This window comes from Roseomonas gilardii, assembly GCF_001941945.1.
Classification (GTDB): Bacteria; Pseudomonadota; Alphaproteobacteria; order Acetobacterales; family Acetobacteraceae; genus Roseomonas.
This window is the reverse complement of record NZ_CP015583.1, coordinates 4,108,769-4,134,947: the sequence shown is the minus strand read 5'-3', so window position 1 is coordinate 4,134,947 and position 26,179 is coordinate 4,108,769. Positions and strand designations below refer to the sequence as shown.

At 71.8% G+C, this 26,179-nt stretch carries 21 protein-coding genes; 8 read left to right on the top strand and 13 right to left on the bottom strand.

Features of this window, described 5'->3' with window-relative positions:
* Positions 1 to 12: 12 nt before the first annotated feature.
* Positions 13 to 1,002 carry an aldo/keto reductase gene (locus RGI145_RS18665; protein ID WP_075799559.1) on the bottom strand — a complete coding sequence of 330 codons (990 nt, stop codon included), beginning with the start codon at positions 1,000 to 1,002 and terminating at the stop codon, positions 13 to 15.
* A 143-nt stretch (positions 1,003 to 1,145) separates the two neighbouring features.
* Between RGI145_RS18665 and RGI145_RS18660 the strand changes: the two genes are divergently transcribed.
* A complete protein-coding gene (locus RGI145_RS18660) occupies positions 1,146 to 1,424 on the top strand; it encodes a CBU_0592 family membrane protein (RefSeq protein WP_075799558.1) in 279 nt (92 codons plus the stop codon).
* Between the two features lie 31 nt (positions 1,425 to 1,455).
* Here the strand turns inward: RGI145_RS18660 and RGI145_RS18655 are convergent, their stop codons facing one another.
* Complete coding sequence (locus tag RGI145_RS18655; RefSeq protein ID WP_335740088.1) at positions 1,456 to 2,619, bottom strand: alpha/beta fold hydrolase; 1,164 nt, start codon at positions 2,617 to 2,619, stop codon at positions 1,456 to 1,458.
* A 540-nt stretch (positions 2,620 to 3,159) separates the two neighbouring features.
* Between RGI145_RS18655 and phaR the strand changes: the two genes are divergently transcribed.
* Positions 3,160 to 3,804, top strand: coding sequence for a polyhydroxyalkanoate synthesis repressor PhaR (gene phaR, locus RGI145_RS18650; RefSeq protein ID WP_208863898.1), 645 nt, complete (start codon positions 3,160 to 3,162; stop codon positions 3,802 to 3,804).
* A gap of 95 nt (positions 3,805 to 3,899) precedes the next feature.
* Here phaR and RGI145_RS18645 read toward each other — a convergent pair whose 3' ends face one another.
* From RGI145_RS18645 to RGI145_RS18635, 3 genes are all read right to left on the bottom strand, one after another.
* Entirely contained in the window at positions 3,900 to 5,504 is a 1,605-nt protein-coding gene (locus RGI145_RS18645) for a serine hydrolase domain-containing protein (RefSeq protein ID WP_075799557.1), read from the bottom strand.
* An 11-nt stretch (positions 5,505 to 5,515) separates the two neighbouring features.
* Positions 5,516 to 6,487 (bottom strand): serine hydrolase domain-containing protein, encoded by a 972-nt coding sequence (locus RGI145_RS18640; protein WP_075800195.1) that lies wholly within the window; start codon positions 6,485 to 6,487, stop codon positions 5,516 to 5,518.
* A 286-nt stretch (positions 6,488 to 6,773) separates the two neighbouring features.
* Positions 6,774 to 8,582, bottom strand: a complete 1,809-nt coding sequence (locus RGI145_RS18635) for a putative bifunctional diguanylate cyclase/phosphodiesterase (RefSeq protein WP_075799556.1) — start codon at positions 8,580 to 8,582, stop codon at positions 6,774 to 6,776.
* Between the two features lie 291 nt (positions 8,583 to 8,873).
* On the opposite strand from RGI145_RS18635, the gene leuS reads away from it, so the two are divergent.
* The 4 genes from leuS (at position 8,874) to RGI145_RS18615 (ending at position 13,584) form a co-directional block, all read left to right on the top strand.
* Positions 8,874 to 11,456, top strand: a complete 2,583-nt coding sequence (gene leuS / locus RGI145_RS18630; RefSeq protein ID WP_075799555.1) for a leucine--tRNA ligase — start codon at positions 8,874 to 8,876, stop codon at positions 11,454 to 11,456.
* An 11-nt stretch (positions 11,457 to 11,467) separates the two neighbouring features.
* Positions 11,468 to 12,016, top strand: coding sequence for an LPS assembly lipoprotein LptE (locus RGI145_RS18625; RefSeq protein ID WP_156878600.1), 549 nt, complete (start codon positions 11,468 to 11,470; stop codon positions 12,014 to 12,016).
* Between the two features lie 38 nt (positions 12,017 to 12,054).
* Positions 12,055 to 13,089 carry a DNA polymerase III subunit delta gene (gene holA / locus RGI145_RS18620; protein WP_075799553.1) on the top strand — a complete coding sequence of 345 codons (1,035 nt, stop codon included), beginning with the start codon at positions 12,055 to 12,057 and terminating at the stop codon, positions 13,087 to 13,089.
* A 138-nt stretch (positions 13,090 to 13,227) separates the two neighbouring features.
* The gene (locus RGI145_RS18615) at positions 13,228 to 13,584 is read left to right on the top strand and encodes a hypothetical protein (protein WP_075799552.1); all 357 of its coding nucleotides are present in this window, start codon (positions 13,228 to 13,230) and stop codon (positions 13,582 to 13,584) included.
* A 24-nt stretch (positions 13,585 to 13,608) separates the two neighbouring features.
* Here RGI145_RS18615 and RGI145_RS18610 read toward each other — a convergent pair whose 3' ends face one another.
* The 6 genes from RGI145_RS18610 to RGI145_RS18585 all read right to left on the bottom strand — a co-directional run bounded on the left by RGI145_RS18610 (position 13,609) and on the right by RGI145_RS18585 (position 20,049).
* Positions 13,609 to 14,466, bottom strand: coding sequence for a ParB/RepB/Spo0J family partition protein (locus RGI145_RS18610; RefSeq protein ID WP_075799551.1), 858 nt, complete (start codon positions 14,464 to 14,466; stop codon positions 13,609 to 13,611).
* A 20-nt stretch (positions 14,467 to 14,486) separates the two neighbouring features.
* On the bottom strand, positions 14,487 to 15,281 hold the full coding sequence (locus RGI145_RS18605; RefSeq protein WP_237183132.1) for a ParA family protein: 795 nt from the start codon (positions 15,279 to 15,281) through the stop codon (positions 14,487 to 14,489).
* A gap of 76 nt (positions 15,282 to 15,357) precedes the next feature.
* Positions 15,358 to 15,951: a 16S rRNA (guanine(527)-N(7))-methyltransferase RsmG gene (rsmG, locus tag RGI145_RS18600; RefSeq protein WP_075799549.1), complete on the bottom strand. Its 594-nt coding sequence runs from the start codon at positions 15,949 to 15,951 to the stop codon at positions 15,358 to 15,360.
* Entirely contained in the window at positions 15,948 to 17,822 is a 1,875-nt protein-coding gene (gene mnmG, locus RGI145_RS18595; protein ID WP_075799548.1) for a tRNA uridine-5-carboxymethylaminomethyl(34) synthesis enzyme MnmG, read from the bottom strand. Before mnmG ends, rsmG begins: the two co-directional genes overlap by 4 nt.
* A gap of 402 nt (positions 17,823 to 18,224) precedes the next feature.
* Positions 18,225 to 19,067, bottom strand: a complete 843-nt coding sequence (locus RGI145_RS18590) for a TIGR02186 family protein (RefSeq protein WP_075799547.1) — start codon at positions 19,065 to 19,067, stop codon at positions 18,225 to 18,227.
* A 70-nt stretch (positions 19,068 to 19,137) separates the two neighbouring features.
* Entirely contained in the window at positions 19,138 to 20,049 is a 912-nt protein-coding gene (locus RGI145_RS18585) for a sulfite exporter TauE/SafE family protein (RefSeq protein ID WP_027282147.1), read from the bottom strand.
* Between the two features lie 212 nt (positions 20,050 to 20,261).
* Between RGI145_RS18585 and RGI145_RS18580 the strand changes: the two genes are divergently transcribed.
* Complete coding sequence (locus RGI145_RS18580; RefSeq protein WP_237183131.1) at positions 20,262 to 21,863, top strand: bifunctional metallophosphatase/5'-nucleotidase; 1,602 nt, start codon at positions 20,262 to 20,264, stop codon at positions 21,861 to 21,863.
* 241 nt (positions 21,864 to 22,104) lie between these two features.
* Here the strand turns inward: RGI145_RS18580 and ssuD are convergent, their stop codons facing one another.
* Both ssuD and RGI145_RS18570 read right to left on the bottom strand, forming a co-directional pair.
* The gene (gene ssuD, locus RGI145_RS18575) at positions 22,105 to 23,262 is read right to left on the bottom strand and encodes an FMNH2-dependent alkanesulfonate monooxygenase (protein ID WP_075799546.1); all 1,158 of its coding nucleotides are present in this window, start codon (positions 23,260 to 23,262) and stop codon (positions 22,105 to 22,107) included.
* A 38-nt stretch (positions 23,263 to 23,300) separates the two neighbouring features.
* Positions 23,301 to 24,254 carry an aliphatic sulfonate ABC transporter substrate-binding protein gene (locus RGI145_RS18570; RefSeq protein ID WP_075799545.1) on the bottom strand — a complete coding sequence of 318 codons (954 nt, stop codon included), beginning with the start codon at positions 24,252 to 24,254 and terminating at the stop codon, positions 23,301 to 23,303.
* A 238-nt stretch (positions 24,255 to 24,492) separates the two neighbouring features.
* Between RGI145_RS18570 and RGI145_RS18565 the strand changes: the two genes are divergently transcribed.
* A complete protein-coding gene (locus RGI145_RS18565; RefSeq protein WP_075799544.1) occupies positions 24,493 to 26,091 on the top strand; it encodes an ABC transporter substrate-binding protein in 1,599 nt (532 codons plus the stop codon).
* The last annotated feature ends 88 nt before the right edge of the window (positions 26,092 to 26,179 follow it).

The window sequence follows — 26,179 nt, the reverse complement described above, 5'->3', positions numbered from 1 at the left end:
AAAACCCGTCCCCTATCCCCCCGGCACGGGCGCCGCCTCGGGCAGGATCCCGTCCTGCTTCAGCGCCTGCCAGAAACCGGCCGGGATGGGCTGGCGCATCAGTTCCACGTTCTCCCGCACCCGTTGCGGGTTCTTGGTGCCGGGGATCACGGAGCAGACCACCTCCGGCGCGGCGCAGAACTGCAGGGCGGCGGCGCGCAGGTCCACGCCATGCTCCTTCGCGATGGCGGCGAGGCGGTCGCGCGCGGCGACCTTCTCGGCGGAGGCTTCCTGGTACTCGAAGTTCCGGCCGCCGGCGATCAGGCCGGAATTGTACGGGCCGCCCACCACCACATGCGCGCCCCGCTCGGCACAGCGGGGGAAAAGCTCCTCCAGTGCCGGCTGGTTCAGCAGGCTGTAGCGGCCGGCCAGCAGGAAGACATCCGGATCGGCCTGTTCCAGCGCCAGGACGCAGGGCTCGACCCGGTTCACCCCCAGGCCCCAGGCGCGGATCACGCCTTCCTCCCGCAGCTTCGTCAGCGCCATGGCGGCGCCCTTCATCGCGGTGTCGAAGACCTCGCGCCAGCGGGGGCCATGCGCGTCCTCGGCGCAGTCATGGATATAGGCCACATCGATGCGGGCCAGGCCCAGGCGCTGCAGGCTGTCCTCGATCGAGCGGCGGGTGCCGTCGGCGGTGTAGTCGTAGTCCACCCGGAAGGGCAGGCCGGCGACGAAGGGCCCGTGCCGCCCGCCCTTGCTGGCATCGGCCCGCAGCAGCCGCCCGACCTTGGTGGAGAGCACGAACCCGTCGCGCGGGTGGTTGCGCAGGAACTCGCCGAAGCGGTGCTCGGAAATGCCGGGCCCATATTCCGGTGCGGTGTCGAAGTAGCGGATGCCGCAGTCCCAGGCGGCCTGGAGCGTGGCTGTGGCATCGGCATCGGAGACACGCTCGAACATGTTGCCCAGGGGCGCGCCGCCGAAGCCGAGGGGGCCGGGCGGGGCATAGTGCTGGCGGGCGGGCATGGGAGACCTCCTTCGACGGGTTGCACCAGGGGCAGGACGCCGCAGCGGAGATGGGGTTGCCCCCTGGGTTTTCCTCCTGGCCTGTACGGCGATCCGTGCTCCGTTGTAGAGCGCGCCGGCTGCGAAGTGGATGACGGGGCGGGATGACGGAACTGCTGGAACGGCTGACCCTGGTGGATCTCGTGGGCTCCATCGGGACGCTGATGGTGGTGGCGGCCTACTTCCTGACCCAGGCCCGTCTCCTGGCCGCGACCGGCCTGGCCTTCCCGCTCATCAACCTCTGCGGTTCGGGGCTGATCGCCCTGTCCCTGTCGCGGAACTTCAACCTCGCCTCGGCGCTGATGGAGTTCTTCTGGGTCGGGATCAGCCTGCTCGGCATCGTCCAGGCGTTGCGGGAACGGAGCCGGCGCATCGGGCCCTGAGCCCGCACGAAGGCAGCGCGCGGCCGCCCGGTCATCCCAGCCCGCGCACCCAGTCCAGCAGCGGCCGCCACAGTGCCGTTTCGGCCGTGCGCCCGGCGACCATGCCGATATGCCCCGCCGCCGCGTCGTGCCGCACCGCGCCGGGCAGGGCCTCGGCCAGGGCGCGGGCATTGTCGGGCGGCACGATGCGGTCGCGGTGCGGGATGGCCACGAAGGCCGGGCCCTGCCAGCGCGCCGGATCGACGGCCTCGCCCGCCACGCGCCATTGCAGGCGGGCGGAGGTGTTCTGCCCGTACCAGCCGCCCAGGCATTCCCGCGCCACCGGGGCGGGCAGGGGGACGCCGTCGTTCAGCCAGTCCTCCAGCGCCACGAAATGCGCCGCCCGCTCGGAACCCGGCTTCAGCCGGGCGAAGGCGCGGAACTTGCGCGCCACGCCGAACGGATCGAGCTGGGCGAAGAGGGCCTGGATCACCTCGACCGGCAGGGTGCCCGTGGTGGCGAGCATCGGCTCCAGCAGCGGCAGCAGGCCGGCGAGGCTGCGCGCGCGGGGCGCCTGATCCCCCGCATGGAAGTCCCAGGGCGTGGCGAGCAGGGCGAGGGCGCGCACCCGGTCCGGCCGCCGCATCGCCGCCGCCAGGGCCAGCAGCCCGCCCATGCAATAGCCCGCCAGCACCACCGGCCCGGGCGCCGCCGCCAGGGCGCGTTCCAGCCGCCCGGCGACGAAGCCGGTCAGGTCCATCCCCCGCTCCACATCGCCGGGATAGCCCCAGTCCAGCAGCAGGGGGCGCGCGCCCTGTTCCGCCAGCCAGGCCAGGATCGAATGCCCGGGCATCAGGTCCAGCACCCAGGCCCGGTTCACCAGGGAGGGCACGAAGAGCAGGGTGGGGCCGGTGGCCCCGGGCGACCCATGGTCCAGCAGCCGGCTGGCGCCTTCCTGCCAGAGGACGGGATGCCCCGGGCGGTCCGGGGACGGCGGCTGCCGGCGATAGGCCGCGAGGCCGCCGATCAGCCCCGAGTCGAGGTCGAGGATGCGGCGCGCCACCGCGGCCCGCAGCTCATCGGCGCTTGACCCGGACGCGTCGAGGTCGCCCAGCAGGCGCAGCGCCTCCCGCCGGGTCCGGGCCGAGACCGGCCAGGCGCCGCTCCAGCTCTGCCACGCGTCGCAGGAGGATCTCGACGAGTGCGGCGGAACCATCGCCAGCGCCAGCTGCGCCCGCCACCCCGCCAGCAGGAGGTGGAGGGGCAGGGGACGCGGCCCCCGGCGGAAAGCCGGAGGGTCCGGCTGGGGGCTGGGCGCGGAAGAAGGCTGCGAAGGGGCCGAGCTCATGAGGCGGCATCGCCCCGGCGGCGGGCCAGCCCATGGGCCAACCTCCCGTGGGCCAGCCCCCTGCGGGCCATCCCGTGGGCCATCCCGCGCCGGGCATGCCCATCGGCCCATTGGGAGGGCCGTTGGATGTCCCGCCGGAATTCCCGCCTGGAGCCACGCCGGCCCAGCCTGCCGCGCCCTGCGACATCCAGGCGGCCAGCATCCGCGCCAGCTCCGGGTCGGTCATCCATCCGGCGATTTCCGTCTGCCACAGGGTGATCCAGTCCTCGGCCAGCTGTTCCAGCGTCCGCGTCTCATGCTCCCGATCCCCCTCATCGGGGTGCGACATCCATCCTCCTGCGCACAACCCTTTCGCGCCGCCGCATAGTGGGGCTAGCATGAAGGCCAAAGAACAGGGAGGGTGCCCACATGGTCGAACCAACGAGGCTCCGCGAAATGCCGGATGACGACGCCACCGGGTCCAGTCAGGCGCCGGGCCAGGGGCCTTCCCAGCCGGCCAAGCCGCCGGTGGTGGTGAAGAAATACGCCAACCGCCGCCTCTATAACACCGAGAGCAGCTCCTACGTCACCCTGGAGGACCTCGCCCAGATGGTCCGGGCCGGGCGCGACTTCGTCGTCTATGATGCCAAGTCGGGCGACGACATCACCCGCTCGGTGCTGACGCAGATCATCGTCGAGGAGGAATCGAAGGGCAGCGCCATGCTGCCGACCTCCTTCCTGCGCCAGTTGATCGGCCTCTATGGCGGCAACATGCAGACCGTGGTGCCGCGCTACCTGGAAACGGTGATGACCGGCTTCGCTCAGCAGCAGGAGCAGATCCGCCGTTCCGTGGAGGCGATGGGCGGCCTGACCCCGTTCCCCACGCCCTTCGCCGGCTTCGAGGAGCTGGGCAAGCAGAACATGGCGATGATGGAACGCGCCATGACCCTCTTCAGCCCCTTCAGCGGCACGCGCCGCGAAGGCTCCGCCCCGCCGAGCGAGGTCGAGCTGCTGCGCGAGGAACTGGCCGCGGTGAAGGAGGAACTGGCCAAGGCCAAGGCGGGGAAGGGCTGAGGCGCCCGCCTGCCGGAACCGCTCCCTGATCCGGGGGGAAAGTCGCGGCCTTTCCCCCCGTTCCACATCCGGCGCCGTGCTTCCCGCACCGGCTTTCAGCCGAGTCGCTGATAGGCCACCCGCTTTGCCCGGCCGCCATGGACCTCCAGCCCCATGGGCGCCCCGGCCGCGTCGCGCAGCAGCCGCACGTCCAGCCAGCCATCCATGAGCGTGCCCGGCACATGCACGCGCACCACATCGCCCTCGACCGCCTCGACCCGCCAGGGGCCGGCCGAGACCACTGGGCCGCGCACCCGCACCGCCAAGCCGTCGCCCTCCGGCGCGATGGTCCAGACCGCGTCCATCTCCTCGCTGCGCCAGGTGCCGGCGAGGCCGGGTGGCAGGGCGCCACCGGGGGCCACGCGGTGCCAGCGCGCGACATGCCCGGCATCCTGCTCCACCTCGATCAGCTCCGGCCCCAGCGGTCGGATGAAGAGCGCGGTGCTGCTGGCGGGCGACATCAGCCGCCCGTCCGGCGCCGCCACGGCCTTCACGGCGAGGCCGTTCAGCGACAGCGTGGCCCCGCCATCCCCGGTTGCCGCGATGTCGAGCGTGGTGGTGCTGTCCGGGTCCAGGTAGCGGCCGGTCAGCGCCACCAGCTCGCCGCGCGGGGGCAGGGCCCGCGCCGGGCGGATGCCCGGCCGTTCCTCCAGGATCACGTCCAGCACCCGCTTCGCCAGGGCGCCGGGATCGGCGGTGCTGTCGTTGGTGATAGCGATCACCGTCACCTCGTGGCCGGGCACGCGCAGGAACTCGGTGCGGTAGCCGGGCCAGAGGCCGGAATGCCCGACCGTCCGCACCCCGCGATAGCCGCGCACGATCAGGCCGCGTGCGTAGAAGTTCTCGTGCCCGTTGTTGAAGGGCGTCTGCTCCGAAAGCGCGTCCAGCCAGTCCGCGCCCAGGCGCCGGGTGGTGAAGTTGCGGTCCCAGAGCGCCAGGTCCTCGACGCTGGACACCAGCCCGCCCTCCCCGCCGATGCGGAAGCCGTGCGGCGCGCGCGCCCAGCCGCCGCCCTCCCCGGGGCGATAGCCGGTGGCCAGATGCGGCACCGCTTCGTAGGGGTCCTCCACCATCCGCGTGTCGCTCATGCCCAGCGGCGCGAGGATCCGCCGTTCCAGGAAGGCGGGCAGGGGCTCGCCGGACAGATGCTCGACGATGCGGCCGAGCAGCAGGAAGTTGCTGTTGCTGTAGAGGAAGCGCGACCCGGGCGCGAAGTTCAGCCGGCGCTGGCGGCGGATGCCCTCCAGCAGCGTGGCCTGGTCCACCGCCGTGCCGAGATCGGCGCCGCCCTGGCGCTGGATCTCCAGCATGTCGCGGATGCCGGAAGTGTTGTGCATCAGGTGCGCGACGGTGATGCCGGGGTCGAGATCGGGCAGGTCCGGCAGGTGCCGCCGCGCCAGGTCGTCCAGCGAGAGCTTCCCTTCCTCCCGCAGCATCAGGATCGCGGCGCAGGTGAACTGCTTGCTGACCGAGGCGATGCGGAAGCGGGTGCCCGGTCCGATCGGCACGCCGTGCTCGATGCTGGCGAGCCCGGCGCCCCGGTGCAGCACCAGCTCCCCCTTGCGGACCACGCCCAGCGCCACGCCGGGCCCCACACGATCCCGCCAGGGGGCCAGCAGCGCGTCCACCCGGCGTTCCAGCAACAGCGAATCGAGTTCCATGGGGCGTTTCCTCAGACCAGGGAGTCGAGCAGCGCGGCGGTGAGAAGCCCCATCGCCGGCTTGCTCACGGTGCGGAAGGGTTCGGTTTCCGTCTGCGCGCGATGGACCACGACCAGGGCGAGGCTTGGCAGCACCAGCAGGAAATGCCCGCCCCAGCCGCGCGCCGAATAGGCATCGCGTGGCAGGATCACGCCGGGCAGGTGGATGCCGTCGCGGCAGAGCCACCACATGCAGCCATAGGCGCCGTCATCGCCCGCATTGGAGATGGGCCGCACGGAGGCCCGCACCCAGTCGGCCGGCACGAGCTGTTCCTCCCCCCATTGCCCTTCCTGCAGCCAAAGCTGGCCGAAGCGGGCGAGGTCGCGGGCGGAAAGGCGGATCGGATAGGCCGGGTGGAGGCTTTCGGCCGATGGCACATGGAAGGCGTCGCCGGCCGCGAAATCCTGCATCCCCAGTGGCCCGGCGAGCCGGTCGGCGAAGGCCTCCGGGATGCCCTGGCCGGTCGTGCGCTCGTAGATCGTGCCGAGGGCGTTGAAGTCCCAGTTGTTGTAGGTCCAGCGCGTGCCGGGCGGATGGGCGTGGCGCGGCGGCTTGATCTGCTTCATCCAGTCGCTCTCGTAGCCGGCCGGATGCATGACCCCGGAGCGCGCGGTGAGCAGGTCGTACACCGTGGCGCCGCGTTCCACCGGCGAGAGCCCCTCCCGGTCGTCGATGCCCAGGGATTCCAGCGTCGCCGACAGGTCCATCCGTCCTTCCGCCACCGCCATGCCGATCAGGGCGCAGAGGATGGATTTCCGGATCGAGCGGGTATTCGCCTTCCAGGCCGGGTTGCCCATGCTGCCGACGGTGCGGCCCTCCCGCAGCACCAGCAGCCCCTCGCTGCCCAGGGATTGCGCGCGGTTCAGCACGCGGGCGAAGCGGGTGGGGTCGAAGCCGGCGGCGGCGGGGCTGGGCCAGGGCGTACCGAAAGCGGGCTGGTTCATGACCGCCATGGTGCCCCGGATCGGCGGAAAGGCGAGCCCCTGCCGGCGGGTCCTTGCGTTCGGCGTCGCTCTGTCCCGGGGGACAAGGCTCCGCCTTTTCCCCCCGCCCCCCTTATCCGCCAGGACGCTGCGCGCCCTTGACCCGGTGGGTTGGCGCTTGCCGCGGCCGGATCGCGCCGGAGAGCATGGCTCTCCGGCAACCGGCTCCGGTCCCCGGCGGAGTGGGGGTTCCGGGGGCGAGGCGGAGCCTTGCCTCCGGGGGCAGCCGCCGGGCACGACGCCAGGATCATGCCGTGGGCAGGGCCAGGAAGCGTTCCACCGGCATGGCACGGCCCCAGAGCCAACCCTGGACCTCGTGGCAGCCGACCTGCCGCACCATGGCGAGCTCGGCTTCCGTCTCCACCCCTTCGGCCACCAGATGCAGGCCGAGCGCCAGGCCCATGGCGGCGATGGCCTGCAGGAAATCGGCCCCGCGCGGGCCGGTGGCGGCGGCCTGGACAAAGGAGCGGTCGATCTTCAGCTCGTCGATCGGCAGGTCGCGCAGCCGCGACAGGGAGGAATAGCCCGTGCCGAAATCGTCGATGGCGATGCGGCAGCCGATCCGGCGCAGCGCCGTCAGGTTGCGTTCCAGCGGCGCGGGCTCCCCGGCCAGCGCACCCTCGGTCACCTCGATCACCAGCCGGTCGCCGGAACTGCGGCAATGCGCCAGCCTTTCCTCCAGCCGCGCCGCGAAATGGCCGTTGGCGAGGCAGATGGGCGGCAGGTTGATGCCGATCCGCTGCCCGGGCGGAAGCACCGGCAGCAGCGGGGCGACCCGTTCCAGCAGCCGGTCGGTCAGGCCGCGGATCATCCCGGTCTCCTCGGCCACCGGGATGAACTCCCCGGGCGGGACGAGGCGGCCATCCGCCCGTCGCCAGCGCATCAGGGCCTCGCCGCCGGTCAGCGCCTTGCCGGCGGCGGTGTAGCGGGGCTGGATCTCGACGAAGAGGCCGGCCTCCGGCCCGGCATCGAGCATCCGGTGGAGGTCCTGGAACAGGGCGAAGCGGTGCCGGGTCGCCGCGCGCATCGGCGCGACGAAGCGCCGGACCTGGCCGGAGGCTCCCCGCGGCGTCTGGGGCCGGGCCTCCAGCAGCGCCACCGTGGCGGCCTCCAGCAGCGCCTCGGCCGAGGGGCCGTCCTCCGGCGCCCGGGCCAGGCCGATGGCCAGGGCGGGCAGCGGCGTGCCGCCCGGCGCCAGGGCCATGCCTTCCATCGCCTCCCCGATCCGCGACGCCAGGGCCTCGGCCTGGGACTGGGCGACGGGATCGGTCAGCAGGATGTCGAAGCCTTCCTCCCCCGACCGCGCCAGCAGGGCATCGCCGGGCAGCAGCGGCGTGATCCGCCCGGCTACGGCGCGCACGGCCTCCTGCCCGGTCTGCCGGCCGGTGGCGGCGACGATCTTGTCCAGCCCTTCCATCCGCAGCCGCAGCAGCGTGGCGGTGGCGCCAGGCCGTCCGAGATGCGCGGCCAGCATCTCCCGCAGCCGGCCGTGATTGGGCAGCCCCGTCAGCTCGTCCACATAGGCGAGGCGCTCGATGCGGGCGGCGGCGGCGTGCAGGGCCGTGTTGTCGCGGATCACCGCGACGAAGTGCTGCCCGCCGTCCATCTCCACGTCGGACAGGCTCAGATGAATCGGCACCGGCCGCCCGTCGCGATGCCGGGCGATGGTTTCCCGCCCGATGCCGATGACGCGCGGCGCCCTGCTTTCGCGGTAGCGCGTCATGTAGCCGTGGTGCTGGCCCGCCTCCTGGGAGTTCACCAGGATGGCGACGTTGCGGCCCAGCAGATCCTCCGGCGTCCAGCCCAGGATGTCGAACATCTTGCGGTTGGCGTAGGTGATCCGGCCGGCCGCATCCGCCACCACGATCCCCTCGGCGACATTGTCCACCACCGCCCGGAAGCGATGGGCCGCCGCGCGGTCCTCGTTGGAGGGCCCAGAGGATGGGGCAGAGGATGGGGCGGCGGACGATGGCGATGCCGTGGCCCCCGTCGTGCCATGCGGGATGCTTCCGGCCACCTGGGAGTCCTCGGGGCGGCCGGCCGCGTCTTCCGCCATGCCGGTGCATGCCGGTTGCGTCCGGCACGCGGTGACAGAGGTCATTCAGGTTCCACAACTGAGACGTGTTTCGATTTTCGCTTCCTATCCTAGAGGATGCAATCCGAAAGGTTAACTCTGCTTCCCGATCCTCGCCCTTCCCACCGTCTTCCAGGCGGCTTAATCCTGGCGGCACTTCCGGCCGGATGCCGGGCTCTTCCAGGCTTTCCCACGGGGCTTCGCGGCCCGGCGGCGGCTTCCGGAAAGGCCGGGCGACCCCGGCCGCGCCTCTGCTGAGACAGCCGGAACGAGATGACTGACGCCTCCACGCCCGCCCGCTATGACTTCGCCGCTGCCGAACCGCGCTGGCAGGCGGAATGGGAGGCACGCGGCTGCTTCGCCGTTCCCGACGTGCCCGACGGCACGAAGCCCAAGGCCTATGTGCTGGAGATGTTCCCCTACCCCTCGGGCAAGATCCATATGGGGCATGTGCGGAACTACACGCTGGGCGACGTGATCGCGCGGCACAAGCGCGCCACCGGCCATGCCGTGCTGCACCCGATGGGCTGGGACGCCTTCGGCCTGCCGGCGGAGAACGCGGCGCGCGACCGCGGCGTGCATCCGGCGAAGTGGACCTATGCCAATATCGACGCGATGCGCGCCGAGCTGAAGCGCATGGGGCTGAGCCTGGACTGGAGCCGCGAGTTCGCCACCTGCGACCCGGAATACTATGGCCAGCAGCAGGCGCTGTTCCTGGACTTCTGGAAGGCCGGGCTGGTCGAGCGCAAGGAGAGCTGGGTCAACTGGGACCCGGTGGACGGCACCGTCCTGGCCAACGAGCAGGTGATCGACGGGCGCGGCTGGCGTTCCGGCGCGCCGGTCGAGAAGAAGTCGCTGAGCCAGTGGTTCCTGTCCATCACCCGCTTCGCGCCGGAGCTGTTGCAGGCGCTGGACGGGCTGGAGCGCTGGCCCGAGCGCGTGCGGACGATGCAGGCGAACTGGATCGGCCGCAGCGAGGGGGCGCGCGTGCGCTTCGCGCTGGAGGAGCCGGTGGACGGCATTCCGGAGGTGGAGGTCTTCACCACCCGGCCGGACACGCTCTTCGGCATGAGCTTCCTGGCGGTCGCCGCCGAGCATCCGCTGGCCGCCGCGGCCGCGGCGCGCGATCCGGGGGCTGCCGCCTTCATCGCCGAATGCCGCTCCGCCGGCACCTCCGAGGCGGCGATCGAGCAGGCGGAGAAGCGCGGCTTCGACACGGGCTTCCGGGTGCGGCACCCCTTCATCGAGGGTGTGAGCTTCCCTGTCTGGATCGCGAATTTCGTGCTGATGGAATACGGCACGGGCTCGCTCTTCGGCTGCCCGGCGCATGACCAGCGCGACCTCGACTTCGCGCGGAAATACGGGCTGGGCGTCACGCCGGTGGTGCTGCCGAAGGGCGCGGACGCCGCTTCCTTCACGGTGGGCGATACCGCCTTCACCGAGGATGGCGTGATGATCCATTCCGGCTTCCTGGACGGCCTGGACACCACCGCCGCCAAGCGCGCCGCGATCGATGCGCTGGAGGAGAAGGGCGCCGGCCGTGGCGTGGTGAACTGGCGCCTGCGCGACTGGGGTGTCTCCCGCCAGCGCTACTGGGGCTGCCCGATCCCGGCGATCCATTGCGAGGCCTGCGGCGTCGTGCCCGTGCCGGCGGAGCAGCTTCCGGTGCGGCTGCCGGAGGATGTGGACTTCTCGAAGCCCGGCAACCCGCTGGACCACCATCCGACCTGGAAGCATGTGAGCTGTCCGCAATGCGGCGCGAAGGCGCGGCGCGAGACGGACACCTTCGACACCTTCGTGGACAGCTCCTGGTACTTCGCCCGCTTCACCGCGCCGCGCGCGGCGACGCCGCTGGTGGCGGAGGCGGTGAACCACTGGATGCCGGTGGACCAGTATATCGGCGGCATCGAGCACGCGATCCTGCACCTGCTCTATTCGCGCTTCTTCACCCGCGCGCTGCACGGCATGGGCAAGGTGGCCACGCCCGAGCCCTTCGCCGGGCTGTTCACCCAGGGCATGGTGACGCACGCTTCCTACCGCGCCGCAGACGGGCGCTGGCTCTATCCGGAGGAGGTGGAGATCGCCCCCGATGGGACCGCCGCGGCGAAGGCGACGGGCGAGGCCGTCACGATCGGCCGCGGCGAGAAGATGTCGAAGTCGAAGAACAACACGGTTGATCCGGGCGCGATCATCGACCGCTTCGGCGCCGACACGGCGCGGTGGTTCATCCTGTCCGACAACCCGCCGGACCGCGACATGGAATGGTCGGAAGGCGGCGTCACCGGCGCGCACCGCTTCGTGCAGCGCCTGTGGCGGCTGGTGAGCAATGCGGTGGGCGAGCTGCCTGCGCCGGGCGTCGAGCCGGGTGAAGCCGGCCGGACGCTGCGCCAGGCAACCCACCGCACCATCGCGGCAGTGAGCGATTCCTGGCAGAGCTTCGCCTTCAATGTCGGCGTGGCCCGCATCCACGAATTCGCCAACACGCTGGAAGCGGCGAAGGATGCCGACGGTGCCGCGCGGCGCGAGGGGCTGGAGGCACTGGCCCGGCTGATCGCCCCGGCCATGCCGCATCTGGCGGAGGAGCTGTGGTCGATGCTGCGCCCCGGTGGGGCGGAGCTGGTGGCGGAGCTGGGCTGGCCCGAGGCCGATCCGGCGCTGCTGGTGGCGGAGAGCATGACCATCGCCGTGCAGGTGCTGGGCAAGCTGCGCGCCACGATCCAGGTGCCGGCGGGGGCCGGGGAAGCCGCGGTGGTCGCGGCGGCGGAGGCCGAGGAGAACGTGCAGCGCGCCATCGCCGGCAAGCCGGTGCGCAAGCGCATCTACGTGCCCGGCCGTATCGTCAACTTCGTCGTTTGAGGGGGAAAGACTTGCGCGAGCGCTGGAGCAGGCGGGCCCTTCTGGGTGTGACGATGGGCGGCGTGGCGGGGCTGCTCGGCGGCTGCGGCTTCCGTCCGCTCTATGCGCCGGGCGGCCAGTCGGCCGCCGCCGGTGCCACGCGGGAGGAACTGGCCTCCGTGCAGGTCGCCCTGATCCCCGAGCGCAGCGGGCAGCTCCTGCGCCGGACGCTGCAGCACCGGCTGGGCTCCGGCTATGGTGTGACGCCGCGCTATGACCTGAGGGCCGCGCTGCAGATCGGCGTGGAGCAGGAGGGCTTCCGCCGGGATGGCGCGGCCACCCGCTCCCGCTATGTCGTCACGGCTCCCTGGCAGCTCTATACGGCCGCGGTGCCGCCGGTGCTGGTGGCCAGCGGCGCCGAGACGAGCGCTGATGCCTGGAACCTGCCGGACAACCAGTTCTTCGCGGCCGATGTCGCCTCCGAGGCGGCGCAGCGCCGGCTGATCGACCTGATTTCCAGCGACATCGTGGAGAAGGTCGCCATCGCCCTGTCGTCGCAGGCGGCGAGCCGGAAGGCCTGATCCGGTCCTTCCGTCGGCGGAGCTGAAGGAGCGGCGCCATGCCCAAGATCGAGGCCCGCCGCGTCGCCGCTTTCCTGCGCGATCCCGGCGCCGCGCGGCTCGTGTTGCTCTATGGTGACGATCCTGGCCTAGTGCGGGAGCGTTCCGATGCGCTGCTGAAGGCCGTGGTGGGCGGTGACGATCCCTTCCGCGTGGCGGAGCTGGCACGCGACCAGGCGCAGCGGGGCGGCGCCCTGGCGGGCGAGGCGGCGGCGCTGGCCATGACCGGCGGGCGGCGCTTCGTGCGCGTGCGCGATGCCACGGATGCCCTGGCCCCGGCGGCGCGGGAGGTGCTGGCCGGGCGCGGCGAGGCGCTGGTGGTGCTGGAGGCGGGCGAGTTGCCGCGATCCTCCCGCCTGCGGGCCCTGGCCGAAGGGCCGGGCGAGGCGGTGGCGGTGGAATGCTGGCGCGAGCGCGGCGAGGCGCTGACCGCCAGCATCGGCGAGATCCTGCGCGAGGAAGGGGTGAAGGTGGAGCCCTCCGCCCTAGATTGGCTGAGCGAACGGCTGGGCGAGGACCGCCGCCTGATGCGGCGCAGCCTGGAGAAGCTCGCCCTCTATGTCGGCCCCGGCGGCATGGTGGGGGAGGAAGATGTCCTCGCCTGCCTGGACGAGGGGATCAGCGCCGAGATCGGCGAGGCGCTGCTCAACGCCACGGCGGGCGACGTGCCCCGCACCGATGCCCTGCTGGATGGCGCCTTTTCCGAAGGGCTCAACCCGGTGGCGGCGATCCGCGCCGCGTTGCGGCATGTGCAGAGGCTGCATCTGGCGGCACTGGCCGTGGCGGCGGGGCAGCCCCCCGGCACGGCCATGCAGGCCCTGCGTCCCCCGGTCTTCTTTCGCGACAAGCCCGGTTTCGAACGCGCGCTGCGGATCTGGCGGCCGCCTGCCCTGGCCGAGATGGGCGCGATGCTGCTGCGCGCCGAGGCGCGGGTGAAATCCGGCGGCACCGGAAAGCCGGTGCCTGACCGCGCCGTCGCGCGGGAGGCGGTGATGGCCCTGGCCCGGAGGGCGGCGGCGCTCGCCCGGCGCTGACGCAGCCCGCTGCCGCCAGATCGGCCCGAAAGATGGCCGGAAGAAGGCCTTTCTGTGCGGTCCGATACAGCCATGCCCGGGGAAGGCCCGCATCCTGCCCCGCACGTTCGATGATCTTCATCGAGCCCGGAGCCAGACATGCGCGAAGCCCTGCCGCAGCCCTCGCTGATCTCCTCCCTGGAGCCTGAAGGGCCGGTTCCGGCCCTGGCCGACAGGGGAACCACTCGCCTGCCTTCCGCCGAGGAGGCAGAGGCCCGGCTGGTCCGGGACTGGCTGGTGGTCGAAGGCATCCAGCGTCTCCTGGAAGAGCTGCATCCCGATGTGCTGGAGCTTTTCGGGGATGTGCTGGAGCAGGCGGCCCGCGACCTGCGGACCCGTTCCAGCGGCCCGCGACTGCCGGAACCCCTGGCGGCGCGGAAGGCGGAGGGCGTCCGGCCCCGGGGCCGGACGCGGTTGGCGGGAGCCTCGCCACGCCCCCGCCATCCGCTCATCTGATCTCGCGCGGGCAGCCGCCCGGCGTCAGGCGTCGCCCGGATGCGGCGCCGTACCGGGCTTCAGCAGGCGCAGGACGGTTTCGAGCTGGTCGAGATCCCGCCAGGACAGTACCAGCTTGCCGCCCTTGCCGGAGCGCCGGATGGCCACGCCCAGGCCGAGGCGCTCGCCCAGATCCTTCTCCAGCGCCTTGGTCTCCGGGTCGGACACCGCGCGCGCGGCATTGGGCTTGGCGGGGGAGGCGGCGGCCAGGGCCTCGGTCTGGCGGACGTTCAGCCCCCGGGTCACCACCTGCTCGGCCAGCGCCACGGGATCGTCGGCGGTCAGCAGGGCGCGGGCATGGCCGGCGGTGAGCGAGCCGGAGGAGAGCAGGGCGCGCACCTTGTCCGGCAGGTTCAGCAGGCGCAGCGTGTTGGCGACATGGCTGCGGCTCTTGCCCACCGCTTGGCCCAGCGTTTCCTGCTTCAGGCCGAAATCGTCGAGCAGGCGCTGGTAGCCGATCGCCTCCTCCAGCGGGTTCAGGTCCTCGCGCTGCAGGTTCTCCACGAGGCCGGCCGCCATGGCGGTGCGGTCGTCGAAGTCGCGGACGACGACCGGCACCTCGTGCTGCTTGGCGAGCTGCGCCGCGCGCCAGCGGCGCTCGCCGCCGATGATCTGCCAGACGCCGCTGCTGCCGGGCTTCGGCCGCACCAGGATCGGCTGGAGGATGCCGTGCTCCCGGATGGATTCCGCCAGTTCCTGGAGGGCCTCCGGCTCCATCGGGCCGCGCGGCTGGAAGGGGCCGGGCTCCAGCGCCTCGATCGGCAGCATGCGCTGGTGGTCGCTGGGGGAGGCGGTGGTGGCGACGGCGACGGGGGCATCACCCAGCAGGGCCGACAGGCCCATGCCGAGACGGGCAGGCTTCTTCACGGGGTCTCCTTCTCGGCGGCTTTTTCCTCCTCGGGAGCAGGGCCTGCCGTGCGCTTGCGGGCGCGTTCGCGCTTCAGCAGCTCGGCGGCGAGGCGGATATAGGCCTGCGCGCCCGCCGAGCGGGAATCGTAGAGGATCACCGGCAGCCCGTGGGAGGGCGCCTCGCTGACCCGGACATTGCGGGGGATGGTGGTCTCGAAGACCTTGTCCTTGAAGAAGGAGCGCACATCGGCGCCGACGAGCTCGGACAGGTTGTTGCGCCGGTCCACCATGGTCAGGACGATGCCCTCCAGCTCCAGCCCCGGGTTCAGGCCGCGCCGCACGCGGTCCAGCGTGCGGGCGATCTGGGAGACGCCTTCCAGCGCGAAGAACTCGGCCTGCAGCGGCACCAGCACGGAATGCGCGGCGACCAGCGCGTTCAGCGTGACCAGGCCCAGGGAGGGCGGGCAATCGAAGATGATGCGGTCGTAGTCCTTCAGCACCTCGCCCCCGGCATCGAGCGCCTCGACGAGGCGGCGCTCGCGCTTTTCCTCGTTCACCAGCTCCACCTCCGCGGCCGCGAGATCGGCGTCGGCGGGGAGGAGGGAGAGGTTGGGGATCTGCGTCGGGGCGATCACCTCGGCCAGGGTCTTCTGGCCGGTGAGCAGCGCATAGGTGCCGGCGCCGCGCTGGGCGCGCGGGCTGCCGAGGCCGGTGGAGGCATTGCCTTGCGGATCGAGGTCGATCAGCAGCACGCGCTCGGTGGAGGCCAGGGCGGTGGCGAGGTTCACCGCCGTCGTGGTCTTGCCCACGCCACCCTTCTGGTTGGCGAGGGCAAGGCGGTGGGCCGGTCGGAAGGAACCGGGGCCACGCCGCCGGGGAGAGGTATCAGAGGCCGGCACGTCGTATCCCGGAGATGCGGAGAAGAGTGGCGGAAGGGTCGGTCCCGCTGGGGAACCGTTCCACCGCCATGGACCATGAGGGGGTGGCCTCGGTCAACTCGGCCTCGGCGGTTTTGCCCTTCGGAAACAAGGCAATGCCCTCCGGCGCCAGGAAATGCGCCGCGTAGGGCAGCAGCAGGCGGAGTGGCGCCAGGGCGCGGGCGGTCAGCACGCCCAGCGGGGGGAGGGTGGTGTCCTCGATCCGGCGCGGATGCACGGTGATGTTCCTGGCCCCCAGCTCCCCGGCCACGGCCTGGAGGAAGGCGGATTTGCGCTTGTCCGACTCCACGAGGTTCCAGAGTCGCCCCGGCTCGGCCAGGGCCAGCACCATGCCCGGCAGCCCACCGCCCGAGCCGAGATCGGCACCGGGCGCCTGGTTGTCGGGGAGGAGGGGGAGGAGCTGGAGCGAATCCTCGATATGCCGGGTGCGGAACTCGGCGGCATCGCGCGGGGCGATCAGGTTGATCCGCTCGTTCCAGCGCAGCAGCATCGCGGCATAGGCATCCAGCCGTTCCCGCGTTTCACGTGGAACCGTGGTCATGCCGCCACCCCGCGGGGCCTGTCGGCCATGCGCCGCAGATGGCCAGCCAGCGCGGCGAGGCCCGCCGGGGTGATGCCCGGCACGCGACCGGCGCTGCCCAGCGTGGCGGGGCGGGCGACATCGAGGCGCTGCCGCATCTCGGTGGACAGGCCGGGGACCACGCTGAAATCCAGACCTTCGGGAATGCGCAGGCGCTCTTCCCGTTCCAGCAGCCGCATCTCGGCCTCCTGCCGCCGCAGATAGGGGGCATAGAGCGCCTCGGCCTCCAACTGTGCCAGGACGGTCGGGGCGAGATCGCGCAGCCAGGGGAAGGCGAGGCCGGCATCGGTGCCGGGGAGGGAGAGTACCTCCAGCACCGTGCGCCGCTTGCCGTCCTCGTTCACCGGGATGCCGGTGGCGTTGAGGGCGCTGGGCGTCGCGCTCTCGGTCCGGGCGCGTTGCAGGGCTGCCTCCACCGCCCGGCCGAACTCGGCGAAGCGGGCGGCGCGTTCCGCCCCGATGCAGCCCCAGCGCAGGCCGAGCGCCGTCAGGCGCAGCCCGGCATTGTCGGCCCGGAGGGAAAGGCGATGCTCGGCCCGCGCCGTCAGCATGCGGTAGGGCTCGCTCACCCCCTGGGTCGTCAGGTCGTCCACCAGCACGCCGAGATAGGCCTCGGAGCGGAGCAGCAGGCGGTCCTCCCGGCCGCCCCCGGCCCGGGCGGCGGCGTTCAGCCCCGCCAGCAGGCCCTGTGCGGCCGCTTCCTCATAGCCCGTGGTGCCGTTGACCTGCCCCGCCAGGAAGAGGCCCGGTACCGCCTTGGCCTCCAGCGTCGGGCGCAGGGCGCGCGGATCGAAGAAGTCGTATTCCACCGCATAGCCGGGGCGCAGGATCACCGCCCGCTCCAGCCCGGGGATGGTGGCGATCATCGCCGCCTGGATCTCCGCCGGCAGGCTGGTGGAGATGCCGTTGGGATAGACGGTCGGGTCCTCCAGCCCTTCCGGCTCCAGGAAGATCTGGTGCCGTTCCCGCTCCGCGAAGCGCACCACCTTGTCCTCGATCGAGGGGCAGTAGCGCGGGCCGCGCCCGGTGATCTGGCCGGAATGGATCGGTGCCTCGTGCAGGTTGGCGCGGATCAGCGCGTGGGTTTCCGGCGTGGTGGCGGTGATGCCGCATTCCACCTGCCGGTTGGCGATCCGCTCCGTCATCCAGGACAGCGGTTCCGGCACCGCATCGCCCGGCTGCATCTCCAGCGCGGCCCAGTCGATCGTCCGCCCGTCCAGGCGCGGCGGCGTGCCCGTCTTCAGCCGCGCGGTCGGCAGGCCCAGTGCCTCCAGCGCCAGGGCCAGCCCGACCGAGGGCGCATCGCCGACGCGCCCGGCGGCTTCGCGCCGCCGCCCGACATGGATCTCCCCGCGCAGGAAGGTCCCGGCCGTCACCACCAGCGCGCCGCAGCGCAGCCTTTCGCCATCGGCCAGCAGCACGGCGGAGACGGCGCCGGACGCATCGCGCTCCAGCCCCTCCGCCGCGCCTTCGCGCAGGGTCAGGCCCGGCACCTCCCGCAGCAGGGCCTGCACCGCTGCCCGGTACAGGGTGCGGTCGGCCTGGGCGCGGGGCCCGCGCACCGCAGGCCCCTTGCTGGCGTTCAGCAGCTTGAAATGGATCCCCGCCGCGTCGGCGGCCCGGCCCATGATGCCATCCAGCGCGTCGATCTCGCGCACCAGATGCCCCTTGCCGACCCCGCCGATCGCGGGGTTGCAGGACATCTCGCCCAGCCGGTCCAGTCGGTGGGTCAGCAGCAGCGTGCGGGCCCCGCAGCGTGCGGCGGCGGCGGCGGCCTCGGTGCCGGCATGGCCGCCACCCACCACCACCACATCCCAGAAGCTCTCGGTCATGCGGGCCCGTATAGCGCCGGGGCTGGGCCGGTGCATCCTCCTTGGTGGGGGTTGCGCCTGTGGCTGGCCCCGGGGGAGGCGCCGCCTCCCCCGACCCCTCCGCTGGGGACCGAAGCCGGTCCCCAGACCCCGGGCTTGAGTTGGCGCTGGTGATGACCGGTAGCGGGTGGATCGGTGGGGCTCCCGAGAAGAAGAACACCGTGTCCGCACGGGTGGCGCTGGCAGTCGCCGGAGAGCCATGCTCTCCGGCGCGGTCCGGGGCCGAGAAGGCGCCAACTCACCGGGTCCAGGGCGCGCAGCGTCCTGGCGGATGGGGGGTCTGGGGGGAAGGCGGAGCCTTTCTCCCCGGGGGGTGGGACGGCGCGACGCCGATCCGGGGTCCCACCACCGGAAGACGGTGTTTCAGCGCCGGAAGAGAACGCTGCCGATCCAGCCGGCGAAGGCGGCCAGGGCGATGCAGGCCAGGCCATAGAGCAAGGGCTGCTCGTGGGAGACGGTCGTGATCTCGGCCGCGGTGCCGACGCGCCGTACCTCGAAGGGAAGCTCCTGACGCGCCACGACCCGCCCCTCGCGCACCAGCAGCACCTGCACGAAGTAGTTCCCGGGCGGCACGATGGAGGGCAGCGGCAGCCGGGCGTGGAAAAGCCGGCCGCCGGACACCTCGACCGGGGCCTTGTCCTCCTGCCAGAGATCGGCGGCTGCCTTGCGGTCCACCAGCGCCTGCCGGAAGTCCGGGTCGCTGCTGCCCTGGGCGCGGCGCGCCAGGGCGTTCAGGCCGAGTTGCAGGGCGCGGCGCTCATCCTGTTCCAGCAGGCTCCGGAGCGGTTGCGTGCCGGTCAGCGCGTACCAGGAGGGCACGTCGTCGAAGCGGGCGGAGCGGCCATTGATCCAGGCTCCGAGCACACGGGTCCGGCGGCGGACGACCTGCGACTGCGCCGGGCCCTGTCCCACCACGATGACGTTGTCGCCCGAGGGACCGATAGGACGCTCCGTGGCGCCGAAGACCAGCACGTCGGTGCCGGCGAAGGCGGTGGTGACCTCCACGCTGGGCTGGCCGAGCTGGGTGACCAGTGCCGGGGAACCTTGCAGCGAGGGGGGCGGAGGCGGAGGCGGCGGCAGGGGCGTTGCCGGCTGGGCCAGGAGGGTGCCCGGCAGCAGGAAAGCCGCCAGCGCGAAGGCCCTGGCCAGCCGGCGTGCGGCAGGCCTGGGCCGGGTCCTGCCGTGTTCCGGAACGCGGAAGCTCACGGCCCGGGCACTGCCGGCCGGTCCGTCGCCGGGATTTCCGCCGGGGCTGGCTTCCTCATCCCGGCGGCTCTCACCGCACGGGGCCGATGGCATAGAGGCTGTCGGGGGTTCGCAGCAGTTCCCACAGCAGGCTGAGCGCCACCGTCAGAACCAGGGAGCCCAGCAGGGCGCGCATTTCCTCGCCCCGCAGCCGGTTGCCCCAGGCGGCCCCGAACTGCGCCCCGGCCACGCCGCCCAGCAGCAGCAGCAGCGTCAGCACGATATCCACCGAGCCCGTCTGCAACGCCTGCAGCAGCGTCACGCTGGCGGTGACGAAGGTGACCTGGAAGAGCGAGGTGCCGATGGTGACGGAGGTCGGGATGCCGAGAAGGTAGATCATCGCCGGCACCAGCATGAACCCGCCGCCCACGCCCATGATGGCCGAGAGCAGGCCGATGCCTGCCCCCACGGCGAAGGGCGGGATGGCGGACATGTAGAGGCGGGACTTGCGGAAGCGGATCTTGAGCGGCAGGCCATGCGCCCAGGAATGCTGGTGCAGCCGCTTCGGCGCGATGCCGGCGCGGCGGCGCAGGATGGCGCGCACGCTCTCGCGCACCATCAGCGCACCGACCGAGCCCAGCACGACGATGTAGAAGAGCGACACGACCAGATCGGCCTGGCCCATCCGGCGCAGCAGCACGAAGAGCTGCGTGCCGAGCGTGGAGCCGGTGAGGCCGCCCGCCAGCAGCACCAGCCCCATGCGGATATCGACATTGCCGCGCCGCCACTGCGCGATCAGGCCGGAGACGGAGGCGCCCAGCGTCTGGTTGGCGCCGGAGGCGACGGCGACGGAGGAGGGGATGCCGATCAGGATCAGGATCGGCGTCAGTAGAAAGCCGCCGCCCACGCCGAACAGTCCCGACAGGAAGCCGACGCCGCCGCCGATTCCCAACAGCAGAAGCGCATCCACCGACATCTCGGCGATCGGCAGATAGACCTGCATCCGATTCCTCGTACCCCCGCACCATCATTTCCGCCCGGGGCCTCGCCCCGAACCCATAGCCCAGAAGCGCGGTCTGGTTGACACGCGTCGACAGGGAGCCGGATCGAATCCTGTTCCCTGTGGCTTGCCGATCCAACCTTCGAATCGTGGCCAGTTTTCGGCTAAGGATCGGCAAATCGGCCGCGTCGGCTCGCGGCCTGGAGGCTTCCCCGGTGCCCGACATCGTCTCCCTGTCCCGACGCCGCCTGCTCGGCGCCTCGCTGGTCCTGCCTGCCCTGGCCCTCCCGGCCATCCGGCGCGCGCAGGCGGAGCCCACGGGGCGTGTCTCCATCGTGCACTTCAACGATTTCCACTCGCACCACGACCCGATCGTGGCGGGCGGCGCCGCCTGCCGCGAGGGCAAGACCTGCTTTGGCGGCGCCGCGCGCCTGGCCACCGCGATCCGCGAAGCGCGCGCCGCCGCCACGGCCGATGGCTATGCGCCGCTGACGCTCGATGCCGGGGACGAGTTCACCGGCACGCTGTTCTACACCCTCCATCGCGGCGCGGCCGAGGCGGCGGTGCAGGTGGCCAACGGCGTCCAGGCCATGACCCTGGGGAACCACGAGTTCGACAACGGCCCGGCCAATCTCGCGCGTTATCTGGAGCGGCTGCCCTTTCCGGTGGTCTCGGCCAATCTCGACCTCGCTGACGAACCCGTGCTGCGCGACCGCGTGATCCCCTGGACGATGCTGGAGGCCGGCGGGCGCAAGGTGGCGGTGGTCGGCCTCACCACACAGGAAACGGCGGTTACCTCCTCCGCCGGCCCGACGGTGCGCTTCGGCGACCCGGCGGCGGCGATGGAGCGGGTGCTGGCGCAATTGCGGAACCAGGGTGCCGCCACCGTGCTGGTGCTGTCGCATCTCGGCCTGGAAACCGACCGCAAGCTGGCGCGCGACGTGGCGGGCATCGACCTGATCGTGGGCGGCCATTCGCACACGCTGCTGGCCAATGGGTTGGAAGGGGCGGAGGGGCCGGACCCGGTGATGGAGCAGGGGCCCTCGGGTCTCGTCCGGATCGTGCAGGCGGGCTGCTACAGCCGCTATCTCGGCCGGCTGGACCTCGATCTTTCGCCCGAGGGCCGGGTGCTGTCGCATCGCGGGCTGATGCGGGAGCTGACCACGGACGTGGCCCCCGATCCCGAGGTCGCCGCCATCGTCGCCACCTATGCCAGGCCGCTGGAGGAGCTGCGCCGCAAGCCGGTGACCACGATGCCGGCGACGCTGAGCAACGAGAGCTGCCGCACCAGCGAATGCGCCCTGGGCAACCTGATGGCCGATGCCATGCTGGCGGCCATGCCCAAGGCCGATGCCGCCATCACCAATGGCGGCGGCATGCGCACCGGGCTGGTGGAGGGCACGGTGACCATGGGCGACATCCTGGCCATGCTACCCTTCAACAACACGCTCGCCACCGCCACGCTGAAGGGGGCGGACATCAAGGTGGCGCTGGAGAACGGACTGTCCCGCGCCCCGGAAAGCATCGGCCGCTTCCCGCAGGTGGCCGGGATGCGCGTGGTCTGGAACATCCAGCGCCCGCCCGGCGACCGCATCGTGAGCCTGGAGATCGGCGGCAAGCCCTACGACCCCGAGAAGGCCTATCGCATCGTCACCAACAACTTCATGCGCCTGGGCGGCGACGGCTACGACAGCTTCCGCGACAGGGCCCTGGAACACTACGACAACGGTGCGCCAATGGAGGATTCCCTGATCGACTACCTCTCCGCCGGCAAACCCCTCCCCGGCATCGACGGCCGCCTCGCCCGCGGGAGCTGAGAGGATCTGGCCGGGGCCAGAGGGGCGCTGCCCCTCTGGACACCCCGCCAAGGGACGTTGGTTCCTGGGAACCCTGTGAGCGCTCCGCGAGGAGGGGGCTTCGACCGCCGTTGCACCAGAAGCGACCGGTTTCCCAATCCCCCTCCTCGCGGAGCGCTCATGGCGGGGTCTCGGGGGCACACTGTGCCCCTGAGCGGAGGGCCCGGGAGGCAGAGCCTCCCGGTTCCCAGGCCCGATCCTCTCAGGACGCCGCGGCGCGGGCGTGTTCGGCGGCCTCGGCGGTGGCGAATTCGCTGCTGACGGAGGCGTGCTTGCGGCGGCGGCGGTGGTTCTCGATGCCCAGGGCGGGGAAGAGGAGTTCGGCGACGCGGTAGGCTTCTTCCAGATGGGGGTAGCCGGAGCCGATCACCGTCTCGATGCCGACCTGCTGGTATTCACGCAGGCGCTGGGCGACCTGGGCGGGGGTGCCGACCAGGGCTGTGCCGGCGCCGCCGCGGATCAGGCCGACGCCGGCCCAGAGGTTGGGCGCCACCACGAGGCGGTCGCGGCGGCCGCCATGGAGTTCGGCCATGCGGCGCTGGCCGACGCTGTCCATCTCCTTCAGGAAGCGCTGCTGCGCCACCTCGATGGCCTTGTCGGACACGCGGGAGATCAGCGTCTCCGCCGCCTTCCAGGCCTCCTCCTCGGTCTCGCGCACGATGAAGTGCAGGCGGATGCCGAAGCGGACCCGGCGGCCGCGCAGCGCGGCGCGGCGGCGGACGGCCTCCACCTTCTCCGCCACCTGGGCCACCGGCTCGCCCCAGGTGAGATAGGTCTCGACCTGCTCGGCCGCGAGGTCCTGCCCGGCCTCGGAGGAGCCGCCGAACCAGAGCGGCGGATGCGGCTCCTGCAGGGCGGTCAGGTCCAGATGGCCGTCCTCCATGCGGAAGTACCGGCTGTCATGGTTCACCCGCTCGCTGGACAGCAGCCCGCGCCAGATGCGCAGGAACTCGGCGGCCTGGGCATAGCGTTCGTCATGCGGCAGGAAGACGCCATCCGCCGCCAGCTCGCGCGGATTGCCGCCGACCACGACGTTGAGCAGCAGGCGCCCGTCGGTCAGCCGGTCCAGCGCCGCGGTCTGGCGCGCGGCGAAGGCCGGGGTGGTGACGCCGGGGCGCAGGGCGACGAGGAACTTCAGCCGCTCCGTGGCCGGGGCGAGGCCGGCGGCGGTGATCCAGCTGTCCTCGCAGTTCTGGCCGGTGGGCAGCAGCACACCCTCGTAGCCCAGCCGGTCCACGGCCTGGGCGACCTCGCGGAAATAGCGGAACTCGGGCGGGCGCTGCTGGTCCTCGGAGCCGAGATAGCGCCCGTCGCCATGAGTGGGGATGAACCAGAAGAAGCGGATCGGGGTGTCGGTCATGCGGGATGCTCGTCGAAAGGGCCGGTTCAGGCACGGGTTCAGGTGCGGGGCGGGGTCCAGACGGCCTCGCGCACCCGCACGGGGCGGCGGATCAGGCCGAGCTTCAGGAAGCGGTCGGCGGTGGCCTGCTGGTGCGCGACGATGTCGTCGCTGAGCGGCAGGATGCCGAAATCGGTGCGGGCGGCGGCCACGGTCTGGGCGCCGATCTCGACGCCCGTGATCTCGGAGAGCGTGGCGGCGACCCTGTCCCGGTTGGCCTCTGCCCAGGCGGCCGCCTGCCGCAGCCCCGCCAACGCCTGCACGATCACCTCCGGATGCCGTTCGGCGAAGGCGCGGCGGGCGAGCAGGAAGGAGTTGGTCGGTGCGATCTCCGGCGCCGTGGCCAGGACGCGCACCGTCTCGCGCGCCTGTGCCAGGGCCAGGAAGGGGTCCCAGATCGTCCAGGCGTCGATGTCGCCGCGCCCGAAGGCGGCGGCGGCATCCGCCGGGCTCAGCAGCACGGGCGTGATGTCGCCATAGGCGAGCCCGGCCTTCTCCAGCGCCGCGACGGTCAGGTTGTGCGCGCTGGAGCCGCGGGTGAAGCCGACGCGGCGGCCGCGCAGGTCGGCGAGCGAGCGGATCGGCGAGGCGTCCCGGACGATGATGGCCTCGCCGGTGCCGCTGGGCGGGGTGGCGGCGACGTAGACCAGCTCGGCCCCGGCGGATTGCGCGAAGATCGGCGGCGCGTCGCCGGTATAGCCGAAGTCGATGCTGCCGGCGTTCAGCGCTTCCAGCAGCGGCGGCCCGGCGGCGAATTCGGACCAGGTGACGGGGATCGCCGGCTCGGCCAGACGCTGTTCGATCAGGCGCTGTTGCCGCGCGACGACGAGGAGGCCGATCTTCTGGTAGCCGATATGGAATTCGGCGGGCGGCGCGGCCTGGACGCCGCGCGGCAGGCTGGCGCAGCCGAGGGCGGCCAGCGACAGAAGCATGTGGCGGCGTGTTGGCGGCATGGCGGAACCCCATCGGAAGGCCAGGGTGGCGATCGTGTCGCACCCGTTTCTTGGCTGCCGATGAAGCACGACGATCGAACGTTGGTCAATTTTATGAACGTAGTTTGTTCGTGCAATATTCTGATGGCGGGGAGAATAAACATCTCCTTGCTTTGTGACGGATGGCTGCGGGGTCATGGACAGGGAGGCGGACGGGTGATGCACTCGTGCCGCTGGAAGAACCTTCTGGACTCCGCCGATGACCCTTTCCCGTCGCGCCGCCGCCTTGATGGCCGCAGCGCCCCTGGCCCTTTCCCTGGCATTCCCCACTCATGCCCAGACCGGGGGCAGCCAACCGGCGCCCGACAAGGTGCTGCGCGTGGCGCCGCATGCCGACCTGCGCACGCTGGACCCGGTGGTGGCCTCGATCCTCATCACCCGCATCCACGGGACGATGATCTACGAGACGCTCTTCTCCTGGGATTCGCAGCTCCAGCCGAAGCCGCAGATGGTGGACCGGTTCGAGACCTCGGCGGACAACCTGACCTGGAGCTTCCATCTCCGCGACGGGCTGAAGTTCCACGATGGGCAGCCGGTGACCTCGCGCGACGTGGTGGCCTCGCTGAACCGCTGGATGACGCGCGACACGGCGGGCGCCAAGCTGCGCGAGTACACCGCCTCGCTGGATGTGGTGGACGATCGCAGCTTCACGCTGAAGCTGAACAAGCCGACCGGCAGCGTGCCCTTCATGCTGGGCTCGGCGGTCGGGCAGATCCCCGCGATCATGCGGGAAGCGGATGCGAAGACCGACCCCACCACGCCGGTCACCACCGCCATCGGCTCCGGCCCCTTCCGCTTCAACAAGGAGGCCTGGCGGCCGGGCGCGCTGGTCGTCTATGACCGCAACCCGGACTACGTCCCCCGCGCCGAGCCGCCCGACGGCCTCGCCGGCGGCCGGGTGGTGAAGGTGGACCGCGTCGAGTGGCACATCATGCCCGACCCGGCCACGGCGGCCTCGGCGCTCCAGACAGGCGAGATCGATGTCTGGGAGCAGCCGGCGCAGGACCTGCTGCCGATGCTCCAGGGCGCACGGGGCATCGTGGTGGACAAGTACACCACCAACCAGGCGATGCTGCGGCCCAACCATCTCTTCCCGCCCTTCAACGATCCGCGGGCGCGGCTGGCCATGGCCTATCTGGTGAACCAGGAGGACGCGCTGGCCGCCGGGGTGGGCGACGAGAAGTGGTGGAAGACCTGCGGCAGCTATTTCGTCTGCGGCAGCCCGAACGGCACGGAGGCCGGTTCCGAGGCCTATGCCAAGCCGAACGTCGCCCGGGCCAAGCAGCTCCTGGCCGAGGCCGGCTACAAGGGCGAGAAGGTGGTGCTGATCACCACCAACGACATTCCCGCCATCGGCCGCATGGCCGAGGTCGCCGCCGCCAACCTCAAGGAAGGCGGCATGAACGTGGATGTGCAGTTCCAGGACTGGGGCACCGTGACCTCCCGCCAGCCGAAGAAGGACCCGCCGGACCAGGGCGGCTGGAACCTCTTCGTCACCTTCGCCTCCGCCGCCACCATGCAGTCGCCGATCACCAATATCGGCACGAACATGGCCTGCGACCGCGCCTGGGCCGGCTGGCCCTGCGACGCGGAGGCCGAGCGGCTGCGCAACGCCTATGTCGAGGCGATCGGGCCGGAGGCGCAGCAGAAGGCGGTGGTCGCCCTGCACAGGCGCCTGACGGAGGTGCAGCCCTACCGGCTGCTCGGCCAGTTCGACCAGCCCTATGCCCGGCGCAGCAATGTCAGCGGCTTCGTGCCGGGGCCGGTGCTGACCTTCTGGAACGTCGAGAAGAAATAGGCCGGACGGCGCTGCCCGGGGGAGGCGAAGCCTCGCCCCGGGGCCTGCCGCCGCGAAGCAACCCCCGCCCTGCATGGCCGATCCGATC